This window comes from Saccharopolyspora tripterygii (assembly GCF_054778355.1).
This window is the reverse complement of sequence record NZ_BAAGZP010000015.1, coordinates 52,742-79,117: the sequence shown is the minus strand read 5'-3', so window position 1 is coordinate 79,117 and position 26,376 is coordinate 52,742. Positions and strand designations below refer to the sequence as shown.

Here is a 26,376-nt window from a genome sequence, read left to right as displayed (position 1 = left end):
AGGTGTCAGAGGGCGCGCGAGGTCGGCCGCGCACACGAAGGTGGAAAACGGCATGCCGAGAGAGGTTCACGACGAACCGGGGAACCGCTCAACGCAGGTGTTCAGCGGATGAGGAGGAGAAGTCGACTTCTCAAGCGCCGCAACGGCACCGGAGAAGGACGTGACACCGAGGTGTCAGCCGAGCGGCTGAGCACACAGCGCGCTGGCGGTTCGACGCAAGTCAACGTGGCGTCGAGTGATGAACCGCTGCCGGAGGTGCATGATTCGGAGAATGCCAGCCATCACACCTGGTGGTCAACGGATCTCAGATCGTGGGCCCGGACGTGTCGGAACTGGCCGCAACCGGCCGGACGCACGGACCGCACCGGTCTGCGGTGAACCGGTTGATGCGAGCGGCGCCCTAGACCGCCTCGGCCGCGCGTCGTGAGCGACAGGCGGATGTGTCCTCGTCCGCCCGGACCGAACGCGCTCCCGGGCGCGACGGCCGCTGCCCCGGATTCGAGGAGTTCCAGGGCGAATTCCCGATCGTCCAGCCCCGCCCGGGACACGTCCACCCACGCGTAGAAGCCTCCACGAGGCGGGACGGCGGTCAGCGGTGGGCAGCAAGAAGGATCGCGCCGTACTTTCAGCCATGCCAACGGCATCGCTGTGTTGATGAGGGATGGCGCCGTTAGGGGGCGGGTGCCGACTCTCAGCTGGTGTTGCTCTCCAGATCAGGGAGCGCGACGATCGTCCGGATGTGAGAAAGGAGCAGGGAGCCTCCGGTGAGGAGGACGCCCACGGCTCCCAGGGCGAGGACCGGCAGGGTTCCGAGCCAACCGCCGAGCGCCCCACCCGCGAAAGCACCGGCCGGTGCCACGCCCATGACCACCATGCGGATGAGGGCGTTCATCCGCCCTTGCAGTCGGTTCGGTGTCAACGCCGTACGCAGACCGCACTGGTTTACTCGAAGAAAATGACCGGAGCAGAACGACGCCGAGGTGAAGCCCGACGGGACGAGAATCGCTTCCGCGCCCTCCTCGGCCCAGCCGGCCACCCTCACCGGCACGAGGCATCGATCCCCGACCCGGCTAGCACCTCGCCGATCACCCCGTTCGGGTCGAATCCCAGTTCTAGTCCGAACTGAGCCGACATTTCGGACATGATCATGGCTCGGTTTGGACTAAAACTGGGCCACCAGCCCGACCCCCGAGGCGCGACGGAGCACCGCTGGGCGCGGCCCACGCCGAAGCGCCGTCGCACCTGCTACGCGGACGCGGTCGGCGCGAGATGCGGCAGTCGGCTACCCGACATTCACTTGACGGCTTGGCCTGGGCTTTCACCAGGGATAATGCACTTGCCTTCTTACTACCGCGAAATCACATAGCGTTGACTTCCGGCCGCTGCTGCGGATAGCTTCTGGAGACGTCCGACGAAGCAGCGAACCGCGAGGGCGATACACGATGCGAAAACTGCAACCGGTGTGCGCGTGCCTCTGCAGCGCGGCCGGGCATCACGGAATCTGCCAGGAGACCCCGGCACCCGGTTGCCTCGCGCCAGCGGGCTGGCTGACGAGCATCCCGAAGGGCGACCTGTGCCGGGCGTGCTTCGCCGCGGCACATCAGCGCCTCGCCCCCGTCACCGAGCCGCAGCGCGCGGCGGTGACCACCTGAACCCCGGCACCAGGGCAAGCCCCACACGCGTTCAGAGTTCCGAGTCGCCCCACGAATCGACCCGCACCTCGCCACCCACCGCGAGTTCACCGGGCGCGACGACGGACAGCTTGATCCCGAGCGCCAGGCCACCTCGCGCCGCGCGGCGGTAGGTCGCGAGCGTCCGCAACGGCTCCGGACCGTCCTTGGCACCCGTGCGCTGATCGACCATCGGGACCGCGCAGCGGATCGCGAGCTTCGCGTAGGCGAGCGTGGCGCAACCGGCCGTCAACCACCGGATCCGGTCTTCCAGGTGGGGCTCCGCCCACCCCGCGACGACGATGTTGGGGCGGAACCGCTCCATCGGAGCCGGTGGCTCGCCTCGTCCGACCAGGCGCGCGTTCAGCTCGTCCAGGGAGGCCTGCGAGATGAGGTGCACCGCGCTGCTGTCGGCGTAGTGCGACGGCCCGGACACCCAGCCGTCGGCAACGCGACGACGTTCCGGCGGCACCCGAACCAGCCTGGACGGCGCGTCGAGGACCTCCGACAGCCACGCCGCGACCTCCTCGCCCTGGTCGATTCCGGGGTGCGGCACCCCGAACATCTCCACCTCCCGCCGCGCCGAGTTCAAGTCGACCTCGACCTGGACGTCCGCTGCACCCGGCGCGCCCACCACCAGGTTCCGGCCGTCCGCGCTGACCGCGGGCCGGAGCGTCGCGAGCCGGGGGTCGCGGCGCTGGGTGCGGGCCACTCCGCGTTCGTCGACGACCATGAAGGCGCGGTCCTGCGGCAGACCTGTCGGTTCCACGGTCGCCCGCTGCAGGTGCACACCCGCGCAGCCCTTGATCGGGTAGGAGAACAGTGCTGCGATCACGGCCACCAGGTCTCTCCCCAGGTTCGCTCAGCGTCCACCTCGCATGATGTCGTGGCCGGGCAGTAGCTCGGGCGATCCGAGCCCGAATGTGCCCCATCGCACCGCACTTCCACCCCCGCTTGAGGCGGATTCCCGTCCCGAGTCCCGCTGATGCGAGCTTGGCCAGGAGTACTAGTGCGGTACTGGCCCAAAGTTCTAGTCGCCGAGGCCCTGCGGTTGATCCGCGAAGCCGATCTCGGATGTGACGGTGTTCCTCGTGACTTCCACGACTCTCGTCATGGCCGACGAACACCACCCTCCGGAGCAGGCCGAACGGACCAGGCTGGTCGGGCTGGACGTGGCGCGCGGACTCGCCGTGCTCGGCATGTTCGCAGCGCACACCATGCCTCCGACCACCTGGCTGTCCAGCCTCGTCACCGGCCGCGCGGCCGCGCTGTTCGCAGTGCTGGCCGGCGTGTCGATCTCGCTGCTCAGCGGCGGCTCACAACCGCACCGCGGGCCCCGGATGCGGATGTCGCGGGTGCGCATCGCCGTGCGCGCGGTCCTGCTGTTCGCGCTGGGCCTGGCGCTGAGCACCCTCCAGGTTCCCGCGATGGTGATCCTGGCCTTCTACGGCGTGCTCTTCCTGCTCTCGGTCCCGCTGCTGCGGCTGCGGACCGGTGCGCTGGCGGTCCTGGCGGCGGTGCTGGCGATCGGCGGGCCGCTGCTGTCGTTCTTCCTGCGCAAGGGCATCGACACCAACGTGCTGGGCTACGCGCCTCGGTTCAGCGATCTCGGTTCGCTGGACGGTCTGTGGATGCTGACCCACAGTCTGCTGCTCACCGGCGCGTACCCGGTGGCGACCTGGTTCCCCTTCCTGCTGGCCGGCATGGCGGTGGGCAGGCTCGACCTGCTCGCGGTGCGCGGGAGGCTCGTCGCGTTCGGCGTGGGGCTGGCCGTTCTCGGCTACGGCGGCTCGTGGATCGCGTTGAACCCGCTCGGCGGCCGGGAAGCGCTGATGGCGATGCTCCCGCCCGGACTTCCGCCGGAGGTCCTCGACGCGGTGATGTCCACCAGTATGGGCACCGCTCCCACGACGTCGGCGGCGTGGCTGCTCACCGCCTCCGCGCACAGCGGAACCCCGTTCGAGATCATCGGTTCCACGGGGATCGCCTTCGCGGTGATCGGGTTGTGCCTGTGGGGACAACGGCTCCCCCGGACGCTGCTGCCGATCTCCTCGGTGGGAGCGCTCGCCCTGACCGCCTACGCCGGACACCTGCTGGCCCTGAAGGCCTTCGGCGCCGAGCAGCTGGGCCGGACCATGAAATCGCACCCCTACCTGCCGTGGCTCGTCCTGGTGGCCGCGACCGTCCTGCTCACCACGGTCTGGCGCGCACTGCTGCGCCGCGGTCCGCTGGAGTGGGTTCTGCACCACGCCTCCACCGCGCCGACGCGCCTGATGACCCGCTGAACAGGGTCGCGACCGCGGCGAACCGCAGCGACCGGAGAGTCGCTGCGGTTCGCCTGCGCTGCTAGCGGTTCTGCGAGTAGCGGTCGATTCCCGAGGTAGTGGTGCAGCAGCGCGTTCGCCTTCGCCGGACGATTGATGGTCAGCGGACGCTGCCGGTGTCCTCGGCGTCCACGGTCATCGAACGTCCTGCTGCGACAGGGCCTTGCTGCGGCGGATGAGGGCGATGGCGCACACCAGGGTGATCACGACGTAGCCGATGCCCAGCGCCACGACCGGCACGATGGATCCGGTGCGGGCCAGCAGGAACTGGCAGGCGATGGGCGCCGTTCCGGCGAAGATCGTGGTGCACAGCTGGTAGCACAGCGAGATGGCGGTGTAGCGGACCTCCACCGGGAACACCTGGGCCAGCAGTCCGGCCAGCGCCGCGTAGTACATCGCGTGCGGGGCGGTGGCCAGTGCCATCCCGAGGATCGCCAGGGGCATCGATCCGGTGCTCACCAGCGCGAACATCGCCGGAAGCAGCACGATCTCGGGAAGCAGCATCCACAGGACCGCGCGCTTGAGGTCGACCTTGCTGGCCAGCACGGCGCCGAACGGTTGCGCGCACACCTGCACCACGAGCGCGATCGTGATCACGGTCAGGAACGACGAGCGGCTGAAGTCGAGTTCCTTGGTCGCCCACGACAAGGCGAACGTCGTCTTGACGTAGGTGATGGCCACACCGGCGGTACCGGCGCCCACGCCGAGCGCGACCAGCATCGGGTAGCGACCGAGCACTTCCTTGATGGGCAGCTTCGAGCGCTGCTTCGACTCGATGACCGCGCGCATCTCCGGTGTCTCGCTGAGGCGGAGCCGGATGAACAGACCGACGAGCACCAGGACGGCGGAGGCCAGGAACGGCAGGCGCCAGCCCCAGGACTCGAAAGCGCTGTCGGACAGGTGGGCGATGCCGAGGAAGGCCAGCGTGGCGAGGAGGTTCCCGGCAGGCGAACCCTGCTGAGCGAAGGCGCCGTAGAGGATCTTCTTGCCCGGCGGCGCGTATTCGGTGGCGATCAGGACGGCGCCACCCCACTCCCCGCCCATCGCCACGCCCTGCACCATCCGCAGTGCGATCAGCAGAACCGGTGCGGCGACGCCGATCTGGGCGTAGGTGGGCAGCAGGCCCACGCAGAACGTGGCCCCGCCCATCATCACCAGCGTGACGATCAGGGCCTTCTTGCGCCCGACGCGATCGCCGAAGTGGCCGAACACGACTCCGCCCAGCGGCCGGGCGAGGAAGCCGACCCAGAACGTGGCGAACGCGGCGAGCGTGCCCAGCGCCGGGGATGCCTCGGGGAAGAAGATCTTGCCGAGCACCAGGGCCGAGGCCGAGCCGTAGATGTAGAAGTCGAACCACTCGATGGTCGTCCCGACGAAGGCGGTGACACCGGCTCTTCGCGCCTCCCGGGCGCGGGCGGGCGCGTGTTCCGCATCAGCGTTCGCTTCGGCCTGTGCTCGCTCCATTGCGAATTCCTCTCGTGTCGCGTTCCCGTTGCGCGGGCGCACCAGCACCGCCGACCGCATGACGAGATGCGCATCACCCTGGCAGCCCGATTAGGACATGTCCAAGACGACTTCTCTGCTCCGCTGAGACCGGTTGCGTCTCAATGCACCGACGCGGTCCCGGCTCCAGCGAGGGGTGATTGCTCTTCGGGGACAGGGGTTCCCAGTGCGCGGGCCGGTCAGCCGGCCCTTCCGAGGAGCTGGTCGATCTCGTCGTCGTCGTAGCCGATCTCGGTGAGCACCTCTCGGCTGTGCTCGCCCAGCATCGGCGGCGCGGAGCGCAACTCCGGGCGCTGTCCCCGGAAGTTGACCGGGAACCGGATCTGCTCCAGTTCCCCGACGGCCGGGTGATCGACGGTGCCGATCATGCCCAGAACCCGCGTCTGCTCGGAGGCGTAGATCTCGTCGAGGGAGCGGATCGGCGTCACCGGGACCCCCGCCTCCCCCAACTCCGCACACCACTGCTCGACCGTCCGCTCGCGCAGCGTCGTCTCCAGCTCGACGTTGAGGGCCTCGCGGTGGGCCACCCGGCCCGCGTTGGTGCCGAACCGGGGGTCCTCCGGCAGGTCGTCGCGACCGATCGTCGTGCACAGCCGTCGCCACATGTCCTGGTTGCCGACCGCGATCACGAAGTTCCCGTCGGAAGCCGGATACGCTTGGTAGGGAACGAGGTTGGGATGACCGGAACCGAGCCTGCCGGGACGCTCGCGCGTCGCGAAGTACCCGGTCGCCCAGCTCACGTGCAGCGCGAGCTGGCTCTCGTAGAGCGACGTGGTGATGTGCTGACCGCGTCCGGTCCGGGCGCGCTCGACCAGCGCGGCGTTCACGCCGATGATGCCGAACAACGCCGCGCTGAGGTCGGCCATCGCGTAGCCGGCCTTCAGCGGTGGGCCATCGGGCTCACCGGTCAGCGACATCAGCCCGGCCGCGGCCTGCGCCACCATGTCGTAACCCGGTTCCCCCCGCATCGGACCCGAGTCACCGAACGCGGAGATGTGCAGCACGATCAGCTCGGGGTACTGCTCGCAGAGGCGTTCGCCGCTGTAGAGCTCCTGCAGCGAGCTGCCGGGCCGGAAGTTCTCGACGACCACATCGGCGGTCTCGATCAGCCGGTGCACCGCCACCTGACCGGCCTCGGACTTCAGGTCCAGGACCACCGAGCGCTTGTTGCGGTTGGCCGACAGGTAGTAGGTGGCGTCCGGCCCGTTGAACGGCGGCCCCCACCTGCGGGTCGGATCCCCGCCTTCGGGGTGCTCGACCTTCACCACCTCGGCGCCCAGGTCCGCCAGCGACATCGTGACGTAGGGGCCCGCGAGGATCTTGGACAGGTCCACGACGCGGAGGCCGGCCAGCGGACCGATCGCGGGCGAGGGTGCGGTCGGGTCAGGCACGGTGTCCCCCTCGCACGCCCCCGGAGAAGGCATCGCGCGCCGCCCGGGCGGTGTCCGCGTCGACCTCCCCGCCGTCGGCGATCTGCTCCAACGCCCCCAGCGCGGGTGCGCGGAGCAGCCGCCCCTCGACGAGGCGGTGCATCCAGGTGTGCGCGACGAGCAGCTTCCGGTGTCCGCGATCGGCTCTCAGCTCGCGGTCCGCCTGCTCCAGCAGCAACGTGGCCATCACCGCGTCGCTGAGGTCATCGGCGTAGGACGCGACGCCGACCTGCTGGTCGAACGGTGCGGCATCGAGCAGCTCCGCGCCCCGGGACCTCAGGGATTCCCAGTGCTGCGCCAGGAGATCGGCCGCCGGTTCGTCGATCGCGCCCAGCCTCTCCCGATAGGTGTCGATGAGCAGCGAGTGGGAACCTTCGCGGCGCATGCAGCGCAGCACGTCGAGGGCGATCACGTTGGACGAGCCCTCCCAGATCGACCCGAGGTGGGCATCGCGCAGCAGTCGCGGGTTGACCCAGTCCTCGATGTAGCCGTTGCCGCCGCGCACCTCCATCGCCTCCCCGGTGACGTGGCGGGCCCGCTTGCAGAGGGTGTGCTTGGCGAGGGGCGTGAGGACGCGGACCAGCGCGCTCGCCCGCTCATCTCCGGCATCGGCCGCGTCGAGCTTGTCGGCCGCCTCCAGCACGAAACCGAGCGACGCCTCCGCGTCCAGCAGCAGCGGCAGCAGAGTGGAACGCATCAGCGGCTGGTCGAAGAGCAGCGCCCCGAACGCCTCTCGGCCGCGGGCGTGGTCGACGGCCTCCCGGGCGGCGCGGCGCATCAGCGCGCTCGCCCGCATCGCGTTGGACAGGCGGGAGACGTTGAGCATCTCCGCCATCTGCACGAATCCCCGGGTCAGGTCGCCGACGGGACGGGCGAAAGCGCCCTCCAGGGTGACCTCGCCGCTGGCCATCGACCTGGTCCCGAGCTTGTCCTTGAGGCGGTCGATCCTGATGTGGTTGCGGGTGCCGTCCGGCCGGTGCTTCGGGACCATGAACAGCCCCAGACCGCGAGTCCCCTCCCCCTGCCCCGGAACCCGGGCGAGGGTGAGGATCACGTCCGCGGACACGTTGGAGCAGAACCACTTGTGGCCCTGGAGCGTCCAGTGGTCGCCGTGGTCGGTCGCGACCGTGGACGTGGCACCCACGTCGCTGCCGCCCTGCTTCTCGGTCATGAACATCGCACCGGTCGCCCTCGACGCGGGATCGCGAGCGGTCAGCGCGTCGATCTCCGCCGCGAAGTTCTCCTGGTCGAACAGGCGCAGCACTCGCGCCGCCGAGTCGGTCATGGACACCGGGCAGGCCAAGCCGAACTCGGACTGCACGAACAGGTACGACACGGCGTACTTCACCAGGTGCGGGGCCTTGGTCGGCCAGCCGAAAACGCCTGGTCGGTGCGACATCGCGGCGAGGCCGAACGTGCCGAAGGCGATCTCGGACATCCGGTCGTAGGCCGGGTGGTGCTCGACCTCGTCGATGCGGGTGCCGTCGGGTGCGAACTGCCTCAGCGCGGGTGGGTTCCGGTCGGCCGTCGCCGCCAGCCGGTCCAGCTCGCCACCGGCGATCTCTCCGAGCTCGCTCAGGAAGGGCTCGATGCGCGCGCGGTCCTCGGCCGGGAGGTAGCTGTCGAGCAGCGGCCTGAGGGCGGGGTCTCTGTCGGCGAAGTTCACGGTGATCCTCTCGCGAGTTCCGGCCCGGGACGGCGACTTCCCGGGCGATCGCGCCGGCCTGATCACGAGGTACGCGGATCCCCGAATCGTGCGGATCGGCGGTCGTCCTGCGGCGCGGTGAACTTCACGATGGCAGCGCGATTCTGGAACGTCCAACATCAATCTCGACCCACCGTGAGATGTCATCGCACTCAATCCGGCACCACTCCAGCCCGGCCACCGCCGATCAGCGGGCATCTCCTCGTCCGGTCCCAGTTTTAGTCCGAACTGAGCGGGCAAAACGGACATGATCATGGCTCGGTTTGGACTAAAACTGGGACCGGCCCACGTTCACCCCTGACTCGACCCGGCACTGAGTTGGATTTGGTTTGGGTTGTTGGTGTTTTTGTTGGTGATGGGGGCTTAATATGGGGTCCCGTTCGGCTGGGTGAGGGAACCGATGCAGATGGAGTTGAGGCACCTGGCGGGGTTCGTCGCGGTCGCCGAGGAGCAGCACTTCGGCCGGGCGGCGGCGCGCCTGCACATGTCGCAGTCGCCCCTGAGCCAGCAGATCCGCCTGCTGGAGCGCGATCTGGGCACCACGCTGTTCGACCGCAGCACCCGATCGGTGAAGCTCACCGCGGCCGGCGCGACCATGCTCGGACCGGCGCGAGAGGTGCTGGCCGCCGCAGCCGTGGCGCGCCGCGCGGCGCGAGCCGCCGGCCGCGGCCAGATCGGGCGGGTCGCCCTGGGTTTCGCGGGAACGAGCAGCGCGGTCACCCTGCCGATCCTGACCAGAGCCGTCACCGCCGAACTGCCCGGCATCGAGTTCGTCCTGCAAGGCCCGTACTACTCGGGTGAAACCGTGGGCAGGGTCGCCGACGGCAGCCTTGACCTCGCCTTCGCCACGGTCACCAACAACCGCGGCCTCCACAACCGCGTGGTCCGCAACGACCGGCTCCTGCTCGCCGTCGCCGATTCGCACCCGCTGGCCGCCGAAGAGGAAGTGGCGCTGGAGGATCTGGCCGACGAGCACTTCGTGACCTTCCCCGCGGCACGGGGTTCGGAGGTCCGCGAGCTCGGTGTGCGCTCCTGCCTCGAAGCCGGTTTCACACCGCGGATCGTTCAGGAGGCACCGGACTCGTTCACCCTGCTGGCGCTGGTCGGCGCCAACGTCGGAGTCGCGCTCACCGTGGAAGCCGCCCACAGCATCGCCTTGGAGCACGTGGTCTTCGTCCCGCTCAAGGCACCCGTTCCGGTCCTGCCGGTCTCCCTGGTCTGGCGTTCCACCGACCAGTCCGCAGCCCTGCACGCGGTGCTCGACGTCGCGGAGGACGTCCTGCCGACCGCACGCCCCTGACCCCGGCCCGCGACCTCAGCTCCCGCCCACCACGGGAACACCTGCTTCGGCGGCGTCGGCGAACCGGTCGTCGATGAGAACGACCGCGCGACCGGCCGTTTCCAGCAGCGCCACAGCGGCGGCGGCTCGATAACCGCTGCCGCAGTGGACCCACACCACACCCGTGGGGAGCTCGTCGAGACGGCCGACGACCTCGTGGAGCGGAACGTGCACCGCCCCGGCGACGTGGCCTGCGGCGAACTCGTTGCGGGAGCGCACGTCCATCACCGCGTCCGGCGCGGGAAGTCCGTCGGAATCGCCTTTCAAGGCGAGCGCCAGATCGGCGAACGTGGCCGTCGGGATCCGGCGGAGTTGGGACGGGTCGGCGGCCAGCTCTTCCGGCGCGCCCACGGCCGCCGCGGAGAACTCGTCGATGCCGATGCGCGCCAACTCGCGCTGCGCCGCGGCGACCTGCTCGCGAGACGTGCCCAGCAGCGTGATCGGGGCGCCCCAGTCGATCATCCACCCGAGCCAGGTCGCCAGCGGCCCGTCCAGTCCGATGCTGACCGTCCCCGCCAGGTGCGAGAGCACGTAGGCCTTCCGGGAACGCAGGTCGACCACCCACTCGCCGCGCTCCAAGCGGTCCAGCAGGCCCGCCGGATCGGCGCGCTCGGGTTCGCGCAGGTCCAGCGGCTTCGGCCCCGCCGCGTTCTGCACGCCCATGTGCGCGTAGTAGGCCGGGTAGGCGTCCAGGCCGGCCAAGGTCTGCTCGACGAAGTCCGCCTCCGCCAGGGTCAACGCCGGGTTGATGCGCCTCTGCTCCCCGACGGTGCCCGAGTCCCCGGATGCCTGGGTGGCCGAGCAGAAGCTCCCGAACCCGTGGGTCGGCCAGACCTGCGCGCCCTCCGGCAACATCGACACGAGCTTGCGCGCGGACGCGTGCTGGTGGCGGGCCAGGTCCCGACTGTGCTGCTCGCCCAGCAGATCGGTGCGCCCGGTCGTGCCGAACAGCAGCGATCCACCGGTGAAGACGCCCACCGCACCCCGCTGACCTTCCAGCACGTAGGACAGGTGGTGGAAGGTGTGCCCGGGAGTGGCCACCGCGCTCACGCGCAGCCGCTCGGAGACATCCACGACCTCGCCGTCGGACAGCGGCCGCCGGCGGAAGGGCACGTCGTCCGCGGCGGCCAGGCCGTACTCGGCACCGGTCAGCCGAGCCAGTTCCAGCCCACCGGAGACGTAGTCGTTGTGCACGTGGGTGTCCAGCACGAGTGCGATCCGCACGCCGGATCTGCCCGCGGAAGCGATCAACCGGTCCACGTCGCGCTGCGGGTCGACCACCACCGCGACGTCGCCGTCGGTGGCCAGGTAGCTGCGGTCGCCCAGGGACGACGTCTCGATCACCTCGACCGCGAGTCCGCCTGCCAGCTGTTCGTCCGCTTCGAGCGCAGTCACCGTGGTGCACCCCTTCCGCTTGCCGGTCAGCGGGCCCGTCCCCGCCACCGCGAGCCTGGTGGCACCACCTCATTCCACTAGCCACGACCGCGACCTCGGCACGGTCGAAAGCCCTGGAAGTGGCGGCCGGCCGCGCGAGGAGCCACGTCGATGATCCACTTCGTCGCCTAAAATGGCCGGGGTTGGAGGTGCGATGCACGGGCTCGGCGAGTTGGAACTCAAGGTCATGGACGTCCTGTGGCGGTCGGATGAGCCGCTGCGAGTGCGCGACGTCCTCGACCGGTTGCCGACCGAGCGCCGTTTCGCCTACACCACGATCATGACCGTTCTCGACCGGCTGCACGACAAGGGCTGGCTGGAGCGCACCCGCAGCGGGCGCGCCTACCGCTACTCGCCCGCCCGCTCCCGGGGAGAGGCGAGCGCGGACCTGCTCCGCGAGGTGCTCGACTCCTCCGGCGATGCCGAGTCGGTCCTGCTGCACTTCGCGGCTTCGGTCTCCGAGCGCGAGTCCGAGCTGCTGCGGCGAGCGCTGGAGAAGGGACGCGGGCAGCCATGACGATCGCCCTCGGGTTGCTCGCGGGAGCGATCGCGATCGCGGTCTTCGGGCCGCTCTACCTGCGCCACCTGCTCCACCCCCGGGTCGCGCCCGGCATCGCGCTGGCCGGCTGGGTGACGTCCCCGCTGGTGGCGGTGGGGTCCGCGGTCGCGGGGGCGACGCTGCTGCTGACCCCGAACAACGCGTCAGTCGACAGCACCATCGGCATGGCCAAGAGCTGCGTCAACGTGGTGCACGGCCAGGCGGCGGCCTGGGAGAACCTCTTCCGGCTCACCGGGGCGGCGCTGGTGGCGGTCGCAGTCCTGCGCGTGCTGGTCGTCGCCGTCGGTCAGGTCCGCAAGGATGCCGCGCTGCGGCGACGGCACCTGACCGCCGTGCGCCTGCTCTCCTGCGAAGATCCGGATTCTCACGTGCTGTGGCTGGAGCAGGAGCAGCCGGTGGCCTACAGCGTCGGCGGCCGGCGCGGCGCGATCGTGGCGACCACCGGCGTGCGGCGCCTCGACGCCGACACCCGTGAGGCGGTCCTGGCGCACGAGCGCGCCCACCTGTCGGGGCGGCACCACGCGCTGCTGCTGATCGTGACCTCGCTCGCCAGGGCGCTGCCGTTCGTCCCGCTGTTCCGCGCCGCGACGCCCGCGGTGCGCGTGCTGGTCGAGCTCTCCGCCGACGCCGCGGCCGCCCAGCGGTGCGGACCGAGGTCGGTGCGCGCGGCGCTGCGCGCGGTCACTGCCGACGCGGTGCCCGCGACGTCGCTGGCGATGTCGGGCGAATCGACCCGGCTGCGCCTGCACTGGCTGAGGACGTCGGCTCCTGGCGGTCGCCTGCGCGCGCCGTGCGCGGCCGCCGCGGTCGCGTCCGCTTCACCCGCGGTCCTCGCCGTGGGCGCCGTGGCGTGCCTCGTGCTCCTCTACTGCTGGTCCTGACGGCGGTTCGGGCCGCGCTACCCGCGCTCTGCCCAGCTCGCCCACATGGCGTACCTCACCGGTCCCCGGCTCCACTACTACAGATCGTCGTAGGTAGGCTCGTGGCGCCCGAGCGAAGGAGAGTGGACACCGGTGGGCGGGACGAGCACGAAGAGGACGCTGCTGTACGGGATCGCGGGAGCGCTCGCCCTCGTGGCCGCGGTCCTGCTGGGCAAGATGCTGGCCACGCAGAACGGGTCGGACGAACCGTCGACAGCTCAGGCCCAGCAGGAGAAGCCCCTGGCCAAGCTGGCGCGTCGAGCCCCCGACGACCCGCTGGCTCTGGGCAGGCCGGACGCACCGGTCGTCATGATCAATTACGCGGAGCTCCGCTGCCCGTTCTGCGCCAAGTTCTCCCGGGACATCGAGCCCGAGCTCATCAAGCGCTACGTCGACGCGGGCGTCCTGCGCCTGGAGTGGCGGGACTTCCCGATCTTCGGCGAGGAGTCGCTGGAAGCCGCGAAGGCGGGCCGCGCCGCAGCCGCCCAGGGCAAGTTCTGGGAGTACATCGGCGCGATCTACGCCGACGCTCCGGAAAAGGGTCACCCGGCCCTCCCCCACGACAAGCTGGTCGACTACGCCGGGCGGGTCGGGATCACCGACATCGCGAAGTTCGAAGCGGACATGAACGACCCCGCCACGTTCTCCGCCATCCAGGCCGATGCCACCGAGGGCTCGCAGATCGGCGTGTCGAGCACCCCGACGTTCCTGGTCAACGGTGAGCCGATCCTCGGAGCCCAGCCGCTGGAGCAGTTCGCCGCCGTCATCGACCAGTCGAAGGCCGCGGCGGGATGAGCGAGATCGGGCTGCTCGGAGCGTTCCTCGGCGGGTTGCTCACCTTGATCAGCCCGTGCTCGGCGATGCTGCTGCCGTCCTTCTTCGCCTACGCCTTCGACGGTGTCGGCAAGCTGGTCGCCAGAACCGCCGTCTTCTACCTCGGGCTGGCCACCACGCTGGTTCCGCTCGGCGCTGCCGCGGGGCTCTTCGGAGCGCTGCTGACCCAGCACCGCACGACCCTGACCCTGGTCAGCGGAGCCGTGCTGATCGGCCTGGGGGTCCTGCAGATCTCGGGCAAGGGCTTCGGGTTCAGCGCGGCCCAGCAGCTGACCGGCCGGATCCGCATCGGCTCGGGGCTCTCGGTCTACGCGCTCGGCGCGGTCTACGGCCTGGCCGGGTTCTGCGCCGGGCCGCTGCTGGGCAGCGTGCTCACGGTGTCGGCCGCCGGAGGCCAGGCGGTCTACGGCGCGATCCTGCTCGCGGTCTTCGCGCTCGGCATGGCGTTCCCGCTCTTCGTGCTGGCGCTGCTCTGGGAGCGGTTCCGGCTCGGGCAGCGAGCGTGGCTGCGCGGGCGCGAGGTCTCGATCGGTCCGCTTCGCCTGCACACCACCAACATCATCTCCGGACTCGTCTTCGTGGCGATCGGCCTGATGTTCGTCCTCACCGAGGGCACCGCGAGCCTCGGCGGACTGACCGATGTGGACACCCAGTTCGCGGTTCAGGCGTGGCTGCAGCAGCTCATCTCCGGCGTCTCCAACACCGCTGTGCTGCTGGTCCTCACGCTCATCGCCCTCGCCGCGGTCCTGTGGAAGATCCTGCGCGGGCGCGACACCACCACCTCCGGGAGCCAGCGGGAGAGCTGACCGTCCACCAACGGCCGCGTAGACTCGCCCCACCGGCCTCAACCAGGGAATTCTCATGCCGTTGCTGCGTGCCGACGACTCGGTGCTGCTCGTCGTCGACCTCCAAGAGCGCCTGATGCCGGCGATCGCCTCGGCGGATGCCGTGCTGGACAAGACCACGCGGCTGATCCGCGCCGCCGGGCTCCTGGGCGTCGACGTCCGCGCGACCGAGCAGAACCCGGCGGGCCTGGGAGCGACTGCCTCCGACATCGCGAACCTGCTCCCCCGCCCGGCGGAGCTCAAGACGAGCTTCGGCGCGGAGAACGACCCCGGCGACGGGACCGTGATCATCACCGGCTGCGAGGCCCACGTCTGCGTCCTGCAGACAGCGCTCGCCCTGCGCGCCCGCGGACGGGACGTCGCCGTCGTGGCCGACGCCGTGGGCAGCCGCTCCGCATCCGACCGCGATCGCGCTCTGGACCGGATGCGGGCTCACGGAATCGACGTGGTCACCGCGGAAATGGTCATGTTCGAGTGGCTCCACGACAGCGACAACCCCGCGTTCCGCGACGTGCTCCGGCTCATCAAGTGACGCCCCCTTCCAGGTAGAAGGTGCCGAAGCGGGAGAGGGGGTCCTCGTCAGCGTGGTGTGCTCGGGCACGATCGAGGAGGCGGTCGAGAACTCCATCCCGGACGGTTCCGCCCAGTCTCGGCGGCTACGAGCACGCGGTCGGCTCTGGAACGCTCAGGGTCGTCCTGCCATCGCAAGTGGCCTTCCACAGTGGGCCCGTGTGGGGGGTGGGGAAGTTTTCATGAGAACTTCCCCACCCCCACGACCGGATCCACAGTGGACTAGCTCGCAGTAGCTCTCCCCCGCTCTCGTCCCCGTCATCCGCCCGGAGCCGAACCCGAACGGTTTTCGCCGTCGCGGCGGACCGCCGCGCACCCCCCGTTCCGGGCCACGTGGTGGGCGTCGGGGCGTGAGGTGTGATCGGATGCTGGGTGGCGCTGCGGCGAACGCGGCGTATCACCATTCGACGAGGAAGGAACCGGCATGGCCACTACACGCACCGCGCACACCGTCTGGCAGGGCACTCTGCTGGAGGGCACCGGCGAGGTAGCTCTGGACTCCTCCGGAGTCGGGCAGTACCCGGTCTCCTGGCCGTCCCGCGCGGAGGAGCCCAACGGCAAGACCAGCCCCGAGGAGCTGATCGCCGCCGCCCACTCCAGCTGCTTCTCGATGGCGCTGTCGAACGGCCTGAGCCAGGCGGGCACGCCGCCCACCAAGCTCGAAACGCACGCGGAGGTGTCGTTCAAGCCGGGCGACGGGATCACCGGCATCCACCTGACGGTGCGGGGCGAGGTGCCCGGGGTCGACGAGAACGCCTTCGTCAAGGCCGCCGAGGACGCCAAGGCCAACTGCCCGGTGAGCCAGGCGCTGGCGGGCACGACGATCTCGCTCTCGGCCTCGCTGGCCTCCTGACACCAAACGCGGCTGCCGTCGTCCGGTGCACCGGGCGACGGCAGCCGCGATCAGTTCTCCTGGCGCGTTCGAGCGCGCCTCAGCTCGCGTTCGGCTCGCCGACCCGGTCGCGCGAGCTCTCCCACCGGCCTTCCACGCCCTTCTGGGACTCGACGACCTCCGAGAAGTCGTGCTCCGAGCGCTCGTCGAGAGCGCCGGCGATCCCGGTCAGGGCGCGGGCGCCCTTCACACCCGCGTTCGCGAGGGAGACCACCAGTTCGTCCGGGAAGCTCGGGAGCGCTCCGGCCCCGCCGTCGTCCTGAGCCGAGGAATCCACGGCGTTCTCCCAGGCCGCGTTGAGCTGTCCCAGGGCATCCAGCACGTTGCGCCAGATCGTCAGCTGCTCGACATCGGGTTCCGGTGTCTGGTCGCTCATCGCGCTCGTTCCTCTCGATCGAAGGACTGCTGCGGACCCGGTCTCGCGGACCTGCACGCGAGCACCTCGGTCATCGCCATTCGTACCACGCGTCGCGGCATCGCTCCCGTCGCCGGGGATCCGCGGTCAGTCGGCCCGACAACCTGAACAGCGAAAGATCCCTTCATCGCGTCCCTTTCGAGGACGGTCAGTCCTCCGCGTCTTCTTCGAGAGCCGCGATGTGGCGGGCGGTGAGCTCGGTGCGCGAGCGGATGCCGAGCTTCGCGTAGATGCGGGTGAGGTGGTACTGCACGGTCTTGCTCGACAGGTACAGCTCCGCCGCGACCTCCTTGTTGGACAGGCCTCGTGCGACCAGTCGCGTCACCGCGTCCTCCTGCGGGGTCAGCGTCGAGTCCGAGCGGGTGGCGTGCACGCCTCCCGCTTTCAGCTCGCGATCGCAGCGCTCCACGTAGGTGGTGGCGCCCATCGCCGCGAAACCGTCGCGGGCGGTGGTGAGCGCGACGTCGGCGCGGGCGCGGCGACCGAGCCGGCGCAAGGTCTGGCCGTAGCCGAAGTTGATGCGCGCCTGGTCGTAGCGGGCAGGCAGCGCGCCGATCAGCTCCAGCGCTTCCTCGAAGGAAGCCGTCGCGGCGGTGACGTCACCGCGCACGCCGTGCAAGCGGCCGCGCGCGGCGCAGAGCCGGGCCCGCGCCGTGCCGTGGTCGCGCTTGAGCGCCAGCTTCTCGTGCGGCACGAGGAACTCGTCCGCTTCGTCGAGCCGTCCCAGCAGCACCAGCGCGGTGGCGTACATGTCCTGCCAGGGCCAGTGCCCGGGCTCGTCCACGCTGGAGTGCTGGGCGGAGCGGGTCAGCGGGTACAGCGCCCGCACGACCCCGGCCGAATCGGCGCGCGCCTCGGCGACGTGGGCGCGCGCGAGCAGGCTCGGAACCCGCATGATCCGGTAGTCGCTCGCGCCGGTGTCGCAGCGCACCAGGACGTCCTCGGCGGCCGACCACTCGCCGCGCAGCGCGTGCACCCCCGCGGCGGTCCACAGCAGCAGCGGACCCGTCAGCAGGATGCCGGTGCTCTCCTGCAGCTCCAAGGCCTCGCGGACGGTCGCGAGCGCGTTGTCGCACTCCCCGGTGAGGAACTGCGTCCGCGCCAACCACGCGCGCGCCCACAGCGAGATCCGGGCCGAGCCGCCGAGATAGCTGGTGGGCACCGAGCTCTCGAGGTCGATGCGCGCGTCGTCGATCCGGTCGGTGATCAGGTTCAGCCAGCCGCGGGCCAGCATCGCGCGCTGCGCCTGAGCGCCGTGCCGCAGCCTGCCGGTCAGCTGCTCGTAGTCGCGGCGCGCCTGCTTCGCCCGTCCGATCCCCGCCAGACCCAGCCCGCGGATCGCCGCGGCTTCCACGGCGGGCGGTGTCTCGGCGTCACCCAACTCGACCGCGCGATCGGCCCACCGCACGAGGTCCGCACCGTCGTAGCGGGCGAGGGCGTCCAGGACGTAGCGCTGGCACACGATCGCCGCCGTCTCGGGTTCGCGTTCGGCGCTCACGATGTCCCAAGCGCGACGAAGCCGCGTCCCGGCTTCCGCCGACCGGCCGCGCACGACCGCGAGGTAGCCGAGAACGGCGTCGCGGAGCGGAGTTTCGCGCAGGCTCTCCACCTCCGGGACCAGCGCTGCCGCGCGGAATACGTCACCCGCGCCGATCAGGGCGTCGACGGCCCGCGTGATCCGCGACTGCCGCTGCTGCGGGTCGTCGGTGAGCCGGCCGGCGTCGCGGAGCAGCGTTGCCGCCGTGCCCCACGCGCCCCCGGCGGCGTGTTCGCGGGCGAGGGCGTCCAGCCGCTCGGCGACCTCCGCGTCGGGAACGGGACTGGCCGCGACCAGCAGGCGCAGCGACCGGACCGGGTCGTCGACGAGCTCCGACGCGCGACGCTGCAGATCGGCGCGTCTCGCGGGTCCGAGGCCGCCCAGGACGGCCGCCCGCACCAGGTGATCGGGTGTGCTGACCTGGGTGAGCCCGCGCGCGGCGGGCTCGACGAGTCCCGCCGCGGCAGCCGCGTCCAGCGTGGCCAGCGGGTCCGCGTCCAGTTCGGCCAGGATCATCACGTCCCGCACCGGCGTGTCGGTGCCGAGGACAGCGGTGGCCTCCGCGAACTGCCGGACCGGCGGTGAGCACTCCGCGAGCGCCCTGCGAACTCGGGTGTCGACGGCAGCCGGGGCAGGCAGCGCCGGGTCGAACTGCGACCAGGTGGCACGCGGCAGCTCGGAGAGCAGTTCCACGGCGGGCTTCGGGCGACCGGCGGTGTGGCGCAGCAGCCTTCCCGCCATCGACGGGTGCAGCGCGACGCCGTACGAAGCGGCCAGCTCGCTGATCTGCCGGGCGTCCAGCGGAGGCATCCGGAGGCTGTCGGTCGCGATCCGAGGCAGCAGGTCGAGCACCGCCGGGTCCGCTCGCCGTTCGCCGGTGGTGGCCGTCGCCAGGACCCGGAGCCGCATCTCGGGGTGGTGCCGTGTGGTCGAGGCCAGGGCCTGCAGCGACTCCAGGTCGGCGAAGTGCGCGTCGTCGATGACCAGCAGGGTGTCCGCGACCAAGCGCCCGGCCAGGCTCGTGGCGGCGTCCAGCGGGTGGGCGGCTGCCAGGCCCGGAAAAGCTTGGGACAGCAGGGCGTACGGGCGGTCGGACTCCCAGGGCGCTGCGGTGAGCCGGTGGCGCGGCGCTTCGCTGCGCCGCAGGAGGTGCTGGACGACCGCGGACTTGCCGATCCCGGCGGGACCGGAGAGCAGGAGGAAGCAGCCCGATCCCGCCCGGAGGCTCTGCTCCAGCCCGGCCACGAGCTCCGCTCGCCCGATCAGCGAGCCCACCGCTCTCGTCACGTCCACCTCACGATCGTCGCCGACCAGGAGCGCGGTTGCCGCTACCTGCTCGTCCACCATGACGCATGGCCCGAGCGGCGACGAATCAGGTGCGGCGAAAGCACGGCGATCCGCTCCCCGCGTCGTGCGGGCGCGGATCGCCGTGCCGGGACGCCGGTGAGTCCCGCTGGAGCTCGTCACCCGAGGTCGCCGCCGGCGACTGGCAGCACGGTGCCGGTGATGTAGGAGGCCTCCTCGGACGCCAGGAACGTGATCGCCGCGGCCTGCTCGTCCAGCGTGCCGTAGCGCTTCATCAGCGAGGTGCCCACGGTCTGGTCGATGTGGGCCTGGAACCAGGCGCGCTCCTCGTCGGTCTCCAGCGGATCGCCGCCCCGGGAGACGCGCCTCGGCGGTGCGTCGGTACCGCCCGGTGCGGCGGCGACCACCCGCACACCGGAATCGGCGCACTCGAACGCCAGCGAGGCCGTGATCGCGTTGATGCCGCCCTTGGCCGCCGAGTACGGGATCCGGTGGATCCCGCGCGTGGCCGCCGAGGAGACGTTGACGATCACACCGCTCCCCCGCTCGGTCATCGTCGGCAGGACCGCGTGGCACGAGTACAGGGTCGTCATCAGCGAGCGGCGGACCTCGGCCTCGATCTGGTCCGGGGTGAACTCGGTGAAGGGCTTGAACCAGATCGCCCCGCCGACGTTGTTGATCAGCACGTCGATCCGGCCGAACCGCGCGAGCGCCGCGTCCACCACCGACTGGGCGCCCTCGGAGTTCTCCAGGTCGGCCAGCACCGGCATCGCTTCGCCGGGCAGCTCTCCGGCCAGGCCTTCGACGATCTCCGAGCGGTCGGCCAGCACGAGCGAGCCGCCCTCGGCCCCGATCCTGCGGGCGACGTGCTCCCCGATCCCCTGGGCGGCGCCGGTGACCACGACGACCTTGCCCTCGAACCGGCCCGGGGTGACGAAGCGCGGCCGCTTCGCGGCGTCCGCGTCGGACATCGCCCGCCGCGTCGTGGTCTTCGAGCGGTCGGAGTGCTCGGCGATCAGGCGCCGGGCGGTCGTGCGGTCGCCCGCCTCGAAGGCGCTGACGATGTCGAGGTGGTCCTGCGTGCAGCGCGGGTGGCACCAGGTCGCGTTGCGCAGGGTCGTCTCCATGTGGCCCTTGATGCCGAGCGCGCGGTAGGCCTTCAGGAGGTGTTCGTTGCCGGTGAGGGTGAACAGGTACTCGTGGAAGGCGGCGTTGGACTCGGTGTAGGCGGCGGCGTCGACGAACCGGTCGCCGTCCACGTAGGGCACCGTCGACTCCGCCAGCAACCGGTACCCGGCGAGCTGCTGGGAGGTGAGCCGGCCGAGGGTGATGTCGACGGCGCCCAGCTCCAGGGCCCTCCGGGCCTCGAAGACGGCGTCCGACTCGTGCACCGAGGGATGTTCCTCGCCGATCTCGTAGCAGCCCGGTGAGGGCGCGGGTTCCGGCTCCGCCAGCGGGGCGATGTCGTCGCGCGCGGGCAGGATTTCCTGGCCCGCGATCGACCGGCCCGCGGCGTCGCCGATCATCGGCTCGCCGGGATCGAGCACCCTGCTCCCGCCACCACCGGACCAGATCACCTGGCCGACGATCGCGCGTGCGGTGGCGCTCTCCTCCTCCGCCGCCCGCGGCGACCCCGCGCGCAGCGGTTCTGCCGTCGTCGGCGAGAAGATGGTCTGCCCGGCGATGGTCCGGCTCGCCCCGCTGCTCGCGGAACCGAGATCCGCGCGGACGGGAGCCGCTTGCGCGGCGGGCTCGGGTTCGGGTTCGGCCTCCGCCACCGGTTCGGAGGCGGCAGGCTCCGGTTCCTGAGCCACCACCTCCGGCGCTGTCGGCGCTTCGGCCTGCGGCTGCTCACCGCCGGGGGCCGCGAGCGCGAACTTCTCGTAGTAGAACCCGGTCGGCTGGAACCCGTCGTCGGTGAAGTGCTTCCGCACGGCCTCCACCATCGGCGGCGGACCGCAGAGGTAGACCGCGACATCGCCCTCGTGGAGGTGCTCGGCGCCGATGAGCGTGGTGACGTAGCCCTTGTTCGGCGCCTGGCTTCCCGGGTCCGCGACGCAGTAGTCCCAGCTGAAGTTGTCCATCTCCCCGGCGAGTTCGCGCAGCGCCTCGAACTCCACGAGGTCGTCGTCGGTCGTGACGCCGTAGACGAGGTGCGCGGGCCGAGTCGACCCCGCGGCGCGCATGGTCCGCAGGATCGACAGGACCGGCGCCAGCCCGGTGCCACCGGCGAGCAGCAGCACGGGTCGTTCCGCCTCGCGGAGGAAGAAGCTGCCGTGCGGCCCGGTGAAGGTCAGCTCGTCACCGGGATTAGCCCGCTCCGTCAGGTAGTCCGACATCACGCCGCCGGGCGAGAGCTTGATCAGGAACGTCAGCCTCTTGTCGTCCGGTGAGCTGCTGAAGGAGTACGACCGCGCCTCATCGGTGCCCGGCACGGCGATGTTGACGTACTGGCCGGGCAGGAACGCCAGGTCGTCGCGCTGAGGCGTTTCCAGGGTGAGCGCCACCGTGGTCGATGAAAGCCGCTGCAGCTCAGCGATCGTGGCCGAGTAGCTCGCCGCGCTGGTCTTGGCGACCTCCGAGGTGCTGGCGATCTGCAGCACCAGGTCGGTCTTCGGCGTCATGCTGCACGGCAGCACGTAACCGCGGTCGGCCTCGTCGGCGGTCAGCGCGTCGTCGATGTAGGTGCCGCCGTCGTAGTCACCGGACTCGCAGAGCGCTTTGCAGGTGCCGCAGGCTCCGTCGCGGCAGTCCAGCGGGATGTTGATACGCTGCCGGTAGGACGCGTCGGCCACGGTCTGGTCGGGTTCGCACGTGATGAACCGGGTGACACCGTCCTCGAAGGACAGTGCGACTTGGTGGGTCATGACGGCCTCGCTCAGATGTGGTAGACGTCGACGACGTGGTGGATGTAGTCGTTCTTCAGCACCACGGTCTTCCGGCGGATCAGCGGCGCCGGTCCGGAGAAGTCGATGGTGTAGAACGACGTCCCGTAGTACGGGTCCACGGTCTTGTACCGGAAGTACATGGTGTGCCAGTTGAACCGGACGTCGACGAGGTCACCACGACGCTCGATCAGCTCGACGTTGCTGATGTTGTGGCTGGTGCGCGGTTCCGGGAGCGACGTAGCGCTGGAGCGCTCGGTGCGGATGCGGAAGACCCGGTCCTCCAGCCCGCCCTTGTTGGGGTAGTAGATCAACGAGATCGAGGTCTGCGGGTCCGCGGACAGCAGGTCGTCGTCGCCCCAGGAGGGCATCCAGTAGACGACGTCGTCGGCGTAGCACTCCAGCCACTTCTCGAACTCGCGGTCGTCGAGGTAGCGAGCCTCCCGGTAGAGGAACTGCTCGATGTCCTGCTGCGTGATCGGCTTGCCGGTCCCCGCGTCGGCGGAACCGTTCTCGGTGGTGGCGGCGATGGTCATCGGGAAGCTCCTCACGCGGTGGTGGACGGGGACACGGCGGTGCCGTCGGAGGCGCCGCCTCGTTCGGCCTCGATGGCGGCGCGCATGACTTCCCGCCAGTAACCGTGCTGGACGGGGTAGAGACCTTCGTCCTCGTTCTTCTGGCCCGCGGAGATGACGCCCTGCATGTCGAGCGCTTCGGCGACCTCGTCCGGTCCGGTCAGCCAGTGCTCGGCACCCCGGCTCATGTCGTTCCACGGCGCGGCCGTCGCGCGGAAGGTGAGCTGGCAGGAGCGGAACTCCTCCAGGTCGTCGGGGGTGGCCATGCCGGAGGCGTTGAAGAAGTCCTCGTACTGGCGGATCCGCCAGGCCCGGGACTCGGCGCTCTCACCCTTGGGCGCGATGCAGTAGATGGTGACCTCGGTCTTGTCCGGCGCGATGGGCCGGAAGTGCCTGATCTGGGTGGAGAACTGGTCCATCAGGTAGACGTTGGGGTACAGGCACAGGTTTCGGGATCCGCGGACCATGAACTCGCCCTTGGCCTCGCCGAACTCCTCCTTCAGCTCGTCCAGGCTCGGCCACAGCGGCCGGTCCTGCGGGTTGCCCGCCCAGGTCCACAGGCACAGGTGCCCGTTCGGGTAGGACCAGTAGCCGCCACCGGACTTGCCCCAGCTGCCCGCGTCGAGGGTCTTGGTGCTGTTCTTCGACTCGCCGGTGTTGCGGCGCGAGGTGGTGGCCGCGTAGTTCCAGTGCGTGGCGGTCACGTGGTAGCCGTCGGCACCGTTCTCCGCCTGCACCTTCCAGTTGCCGTCGTAGGTGTAGGACGACGCGCCGTGCAGCACTTCGAGTCCGTCGGGCGACTGGTCGACGAGCATGTCGATGACCTTCGTCGTGTCGCCGAGGTGCTCTTCCAGCGTCGTGACGTCCGGGTTGAGGCTGCCGAACAGGAACCCGCGGTAGGAGTCGAACCGGGCGACCTTGGTGAGGTCGTGCGACCCCTCGGTGTCGAAGCTGTCCGGGTAGCCGGCGCCATCGGGGTCCTTGACCTTGAGCAGCTTCCCGTCGTTGCGGAACGTCCACCCGTGGAACGGGCAGGTCAGGGTGGTGCGGTTGTCCGTCTTGCGGCGGCAGATCATCGCACCGCGGTGCGCGCAGGCGTTGATCAGGCAGTGCAGCTCGCCGTCCCTGTCGCGAGTGATCATCACTGGCTGCCTGCCGATGTAGGTGGTGAAGTAGTCACCGTTGTTCGGCAGCTGGCTCTCGTGGGCGAGGTAGATCCAGTTGCCCTCGAAGAGGTGCTTCATCTCGAGTTCGAAGATCTCCTCGTCGGTGAAGATCCGCCGGTTGGCGCGGTACACGCCCGCCTCGGGGTCCTCGACGACGGCGTCGGCGACGACCGCGGACACGTGCTCCAGCATCTCGCTCATGGGGTCCTCCAGCGGCGCGGATCGACTCTGATCGGCCTTCGGCGGGCCGTGCCGCCGTGGCTTGGCAGAGAACGATGACAGCTCGTGTCGCCGGTCACACCGGACAAGTGCCTAGCTCTGACCTAGGGTGCGATTAATAGCTCGGACTTATCAATGAACCGCAATCAGGTCTTTGTTCTCGATCACTTCGCTTCTTATCGTGAAGAAATCGGCGGCAGGGACCGGGAGGAGGGCGCGCCATGGAGCTCAGGCACCTGCGCTACTTCGTCACCGTCGCCGAGACGCTCCACTTCGCCCGGGCGGCCGAGCAGCTGCGCGTCGCGCAGCCGGCGCTGTCGCAGACGATCCGCCAGCTGGAGAAGGAGTTGGGGGTGACCCTGCTGGCGCGCACGACGCGGCAGGTCCGCATCACTCCGGCGGGTGAGTTCTTCCTGGCCGAAGCGCATCGGGTCCTGGGAGCGCTGGACGACGGGGTGCGCGGCGTGCAGCGCATCGGTGACGGCAAGCTCGGGCTGCTCCGCGTCGGGTTCACCGGTACGGCGGCTTTCTCGCACCTGCCGCACCTGGCCCGAGCGCTCGCCCAGCGGGTGCCGAACGTGGAGCTGGAGGTCCGCGCCGACCTGCTCACCGCCGACCAGTGCGAGCAGCTGAGCACCGGAGACCTCGGCATCGGGGTGCTCCGCCCGCCGGTGACCGGCGAGGACATCGACTTCCGGGTCATCGAGGTGGAGCCGCTGATCCTGGCGGTCCCGGCCGACCACCGGTTGGCGGTCGAACCCATCGTGTCGATGGCCGACCTGCGCACCGAGCCGCTGGTGGCCTACAGCCCGCGCAACTCGGTCGTGCAGGAAGCGGTCATCGGCAGCTGCCGCGAGGCCGGTTTCACCCCCGCGCTGGAGCACGAGGCACCCGGTACCGCTGCGCTGCTCGCGCTGGTCGCCGGAGGCCTGGGCGTCGGCGTGGTGCCCGCCTCGGCCCGTTCGCTCCCGCTCGCCGGCGTCGTGTTCCGCGACCTGGCGGGCGCGGCGACCGTCGAGCTAGCCCTGGCGTGGCTCCGCGGCACCGAATCACCTGTCGTCGCAGGCGCCCTCGCCGCTCTTGAGGACGTCTTCCCGTCGGCCAGACCAACAGCAGAGGTCCATCGATGAAGATCACCCAGGTCGAGGCGATCCCGTTCGCCATCCCCTACAGCAAGCCCCTGCGCTTCGCCTCCGGCGAGGTGCACACCGCCGAGCACGTGCTGGTCCGGGTGCGCACCGATGACGGGATCGTCGGCGTGGCCGAAGCACCACCGCGGCCGTTCACCTACGGCGAGACCCAGGCCGGGATCGTCGCGGTGATCGAATCGATCTTCGCGCCGCAGCTCATCGGCCTGAGCCTGCTGGAGCGGGAGGTCGCCCACGAGCGGCTCAACCGCACCGTCGGCAACCCGACGGCGAAGTCGGCGATCGACATGGCGATGTGGGACGCGCTGGGCCGCAGCCTGGACGCCTCGGTGACCGAGCTGCTCGGCGGGTACACCGACCGGATGCAGGTCTCGCACATGCTCGGCTTCGACGAACCGGCAGCCATGGTCGCCGAGGCCGAGATGATGCGCGACACCTACGGGATCACGACGTTCAAGGTCAAGGTCGGGCGCCGCCCCGTCTCCCTGGACACCGCCGTGGTGCGCGCGTTGCGCGAGAACCTCGGCAGCGGTGCCGACCTCTACGTCGACGGCAACCGCGGCTGGACGGCCGCCGAGTCGGCGCGCGCCATGAAGGCGATGTCCGACCTCGACCTGCTGTTCGCCGAGGAGCTGTGCCCGGCCGACGACGTGCTGGGACGCCGGTGGCTGGTGCAGCAGCTCGACGTGCCCTTCATCGCCGACGAATCCGCCGTCACCCCGGCGGACGTGACCCGGGAGATCCTCGGCGGGTCGGCCACCGCGCTGAGCATCAAGACCGCGCGCACCGGGTTCACCGGCTCTCAGCGCACCCACCACCTCGCCGAGGGCCTGGGCGTGGAGGTCGTGATGGGCAACCAGATCGACGGCCAGCTGGGGTCCCTGTGCAGCGTGGCCTTCGGCGCCGCCTACCGGGGGACCTCGCATCGCGCCGGCGAGCTGTCGAACTTCCTGGCCATGCGCGACGACCTGCTGGCCGAACCGCTGCGCATCAGCGACGGTGAGCTCACCGTCCGTCCCGGCGCCGGCCTCGGTGCCGAGCTCGATCCCGACAAGCTCCAGCACTACCGCTCGGATCGCTGATCCACCCCCACCACGAATC

The 26,376-nt window shown here is 70.3% G+C and carries 23 protein-coding genes; 11 read left to right on the top strand and 12 right to left on the bottom strand.

Annotated elements, in window-relative coordinates; translation table 11 throughout:
* Positions 1-174: 174 nt before the first annotated feature.
* Both ACYVF3_RS12280 and ACYVF3_RS12275 read right to left on the bottom strand, forming a co-directional pair.
* Positions 175-261, bottom strand: a complete 87-nt coding sequence (locus ACYVF3_RS12280) for a putative leader peptide (RefSeq protein WP_461154456.1) — start codon at positions 259-261, stop codon at positions 175-177.
* A gap of 430 nt (positions 262-691) precedes the next feature.
* A complete protein-coding gene (locus ACYVF3_RS12275) occupies positions 692-1,036 on the bottom strand; it encodes a hypothetical protein (RefSeq protein WP_461154356.1) in 345 nt (114 codons plus the stop codon).
* A 406-nt stretch (positions 1,037-1,442) separates the two neighbouring features.
* Here ACYVF3_RS12275 and ACYVF3_RS12270 point away from each other — a divergent pair, with 406 nt between their 5' ends.
* Positions 1,443-1,652 (top strand): hypothetical protein, encoded by a 210-nt coding sequence (locus ACYVF3_RS12270; RefSeq protein WP_461154355.1) that lies wholly within the window; start codon positions 1,443-1,445, stop codon positions 1,650-1,652.
* A 31-nt stretch (positions 1,653-1,683) separates the two neighbouring features.
* On the opposite strand, the gene ACYVF3_RS12265 is transcribed toward ACYVF3_RS12270, so the two are convergent.
* The gene (locus ACYVF3_RS12265; RefSeq protein ID WP_461154354.1) at positions 1,684-2,511 is read right to left on the bottom strand and encodes an MOSC domain-containing protein; all 828 of its coding nucleotides are present in this window, start codon (positions 2,509-2,511) and stop codon (positions 1,684-1,686) included.
* A gap of 250 nt (positions 2,512-2,761) precedes the next feature.
* On the opposite strand from ACYVF3_RS12265, the gene ACYVF3_RS12260 reads away from it, so the two are divergent.
* The gene (locus ACYVF3_RS12260; protein WP_461154353.1) at positions 2,762-3,955 is read left to right on the top strand and encodes a DUF418 domain-containing protein; all 1,194 of its coding nucleotides are present in this window, start codon (positions 2,762-2,764) and stop codon (positions 3,953-3,955) included.
* Positions 3,956-4,129: 174 nt separating this feature from the next.
* Here the strand turns inward: ACYVF3_RS12260 and ACYVF3_RS12255 are convergent, their stop codons facing one another.
* The 3 genes from ACYVF3_RS12255 to ACYVF3_RS12245 all read right to left on the bottom strand — a co-directional run bounded on the left by ACYVF3_RS12255 (position 4,130) and on the right by ACYVF3_RS12245 (position 8,593).
* Positions 4,130-5,458 carry an MFS transporter gene (locus ACYVF3_RS12255; protein WP_461154352.1) on the bottom strand — a complete coding sequence of 443 codons (1,329 nt, stop codon included), beginning with the start codon at positions 5,456-5,458 and terminating at the stop codon, positions 4,130-4,132.
* Between the two features lie 218 nt (positions 5,459-5,676).
* Complete coding sequence (locus ACYVF3_RS12250; RefSeq protein ID WP_461154351.1) at positions 5,677-6,888, bottom strand: CaiB/BaiF CoA transferase family protein; 1,212 nt, start codon at positions 6,886-6,888, stop codon at positions 5,677-5,679.
* Positions 6,881-8,593, bottom strand: coding sequence for an acyl-CoA dehydrogenase family protein (locus ACYVF3_RS12245; protein ID WP_461154350.1), 1,713 nt, complete (start codon positions 8,591-8,593; stop codon positions 6,881-6,883). The genes ACYVF3_RS12250 and ACYVF3_RS12245 overlap by 8 nt, the downstream gene beginning before the upstream one ends.
* A gap of 439 nt (positions 8,594-9,032) precedes the next feature.
* On the opposite strand from ACYVF3_RS12245, the gene ACYVF3_RS12240 reads away from it, so the two are divergent.
* On the top strand, positions 9,033-9,932 hold the full coding sequence (locus ACYVF3_RS12240; protein WP_461154349.1) for a LysR substrate-binding domain-containing protein: 900 nt from the start codon (positions 9,033-9,035) through the stop codon (positions 9,930-9,932).
* 15 nt (positions 9,933-9,947) lie between these two features.
* On the opposite strand, the gene ACYVF3_RS12235 is transcribed toward ACYVF3_RS12240, so the two are convergent.
* Entirely contained in the window at positions 9,948-11,366 is a 1,419-nt protein-coding gene (locus ACYVF3_RS12235; RefSeq protein WP_461154348.1) for an MBL fold metallo-hydrolase, read from the bottom strand.
* A 193-nt stretch (positions 11,367-11,559) separates the two neighbouring features.
* Here ACYVF3_RS12235 and ACYVF3_RS12230 point away from each other — a divergent pair, with 193 nt between their 5' ends.
* The 6 genes from ACYVF3_RS12230 (at position 11,560) to ACYVF3_RS12205 (ending at position 15,986) form a co-directional block, all read left to right on the top strand.
* A complete protein-coding gene (locus ACYVF3_RS12230) occupies positions 11,560-11,922 on the top strand; it encodes a BlaI/MecI/CopY family transcriptional regulator (RefSeq protein ID WP_461154455.1) in 363 nt (120 codons plus the stop codon).
* Positions 11,919-12,845: a M56 family metallopeptidase gene (locus ACYVF3_RS12225; RefSeq protein ID WP_461154347.1), complete on the top strand. Its 927-nt coding sequence runs from the start codon at positions 11,919-11,921 to the stop codon at positions 12,843-12,845. The genes ACYVF3_RS12230 and ACYVF3_RS12225 overlap by 4 nt, the downstream gene beginning before the upstream one ends.
* A gap of 132 nt (positions 12,846-12,977) precedes the next feature.
* The gene (locus ACYVF3_RS12220) at positions 12,978-13,679 is read left to right on the top strand and encodes a DsbA family protein (protein WP_461154346.1); all 702 of its coding nucleotides are present in this window, start codon (positions 12,978-12,980) and stop codon (positions 13,677-13,679) included.
* Positions 13,676-14,524: a cytochrome c biogenesis CcdA family protein gene (locus ACYVF3_RS12215; RefSeq protein WP_461154345.1), complete on the top strand. Its 849-nt coding sequence runs from the start codon at positions 13,676-13,678 to the stop codon at positions 14,522-14,524. The genes ACYVF3_RS12220 and ACYVF3_RS12215 overlap by 4 nt, the downstream gene beginning before the upstream one ends.
* Positions 14,525-14,579: 55 nt before the next feature.
* Positions 14,580-15,095, top strand: a complete 516-nt coding sequence (locus ACYVF3_RS12210) for an isochorismatase family protein (RefSeq protein WP_461154344.1) — start codon at positions 14,580-14,582, stop codon at positions 15,093-15,095.
* A gap of 462 nt (positions 15,096-15,557) precedes the next feature.
* On the top strand, positions 15,558-15,986 hold the full coding sequence (locus tag ACYVF3_RS12205) for an OsmC family protein (protein WP_461154343.1): 429 nt from the start codon (positions 15,558-15,560) through the stop codon (positions 15,984-15,986).
* Positions 15,987-16,065: 79 nt separating this feature from the next.
* On the opposite strand, the gene ACYVF3_RS12200 is transcribed toward ACYVF3_RS12205, so the two are convergent.
* The 5 genes from ACYVF3_RS12200 to benA all read right to left on the bottom strand — a co-directional run bounded on the left by ACYVF3_RS12200 (position 16,066) and on the right by benA (position 24,109).
* Positions 16,066-16,401, bottom strand: coding sequence for a hypothetical protein (locus ACYVF3_RS12200; RefSeq protein WP_461154342.1), 336 nt, complete (start codon positions 16,399-16,401; stop codon positions 16,066-16,068).
* A 187-nt stretch (positions 16,402-16,588) separates the two neighbouring features.
* Positions 16,589-19,264 (bottom strand): helix-turn-helix transcriptional regulator, encoded by a 2,676-nt coding sequence (locus ACYVF3_RS12195; protein ID WP_461154341.1) that lies wholly within the window; start codon positions 19,262-19,264, stop codon positions 16,589-16,591.
* 176 nt (positions 19,265-19,440) lie between these two features.
* A complete protein-coding gene (gene benC / locus ACYVF3_RS12190) occupies positions 19,441-22,149 on the bottom strand; it encodes a benzoate 1,2-dioxygenase electron transfer component BenC (protein WP_461154340.1) in 2,709 nt (902 codons plus the stop codon).
* Between the two features lie 11 nt (positions 22,150-22,160).
* A complete protein-coding gene (gene benB, locus ACYVF3_RS12185) occupies positions 22,161-22,703 on the bottom strand; it encodes a benzoate 1,2-dioxygenase small subunit (protein WP_461154339.1) in 543 nt (180 codons plus the stop codon).
* Positions 22,704-22,714: 11 nt separating this feature from the next.
* The gene (gene benA, locus ACYVF3_RS12180; RefSeq protein ID WP_461154338.1) at positions 22,715-24,109 is read right to left on the bottom strand and encodes a benzoate 1,2-dioxygenase large subunit; all 1,395 of its coding nucleotides are present in this window, start codon (positions 24,107-24,109) and stop codon (positions 22,715-22,717) included.
* A gap of 239 nt (positions 24,110-24,348) precedes the next feature.
* Here benA and ACYVF3_RS12175 point away from each other — a divergent pair, with 239 nt between their 5' ends.
* Entirely contained in the window at positions 24,349-25,257 is a 909-nt protein-coding gene (locus ACYVF3_RS12175; protein WP_461154337.1) for a LysR substrate-binding domain-containing protein, read from the top strand.
* A complete protein-coding gene (locus tag ACYVF3_RS12170; protein ID WP_461154336.1) occupies positions 25,254-26,357 on the top strand; it encodes a mandelate racemase/muconate lactonizing enzyme family protein in 1,104 nt (367 codons plus the stop codon). The genes ACYVF3_RS12175 and ACYVF3_RS12170 overlap by 4 nt, the downstream gene beginning before the upstream one ends.
* Positions 26,358-26,376: the final 19 nt, after the last annotated feature.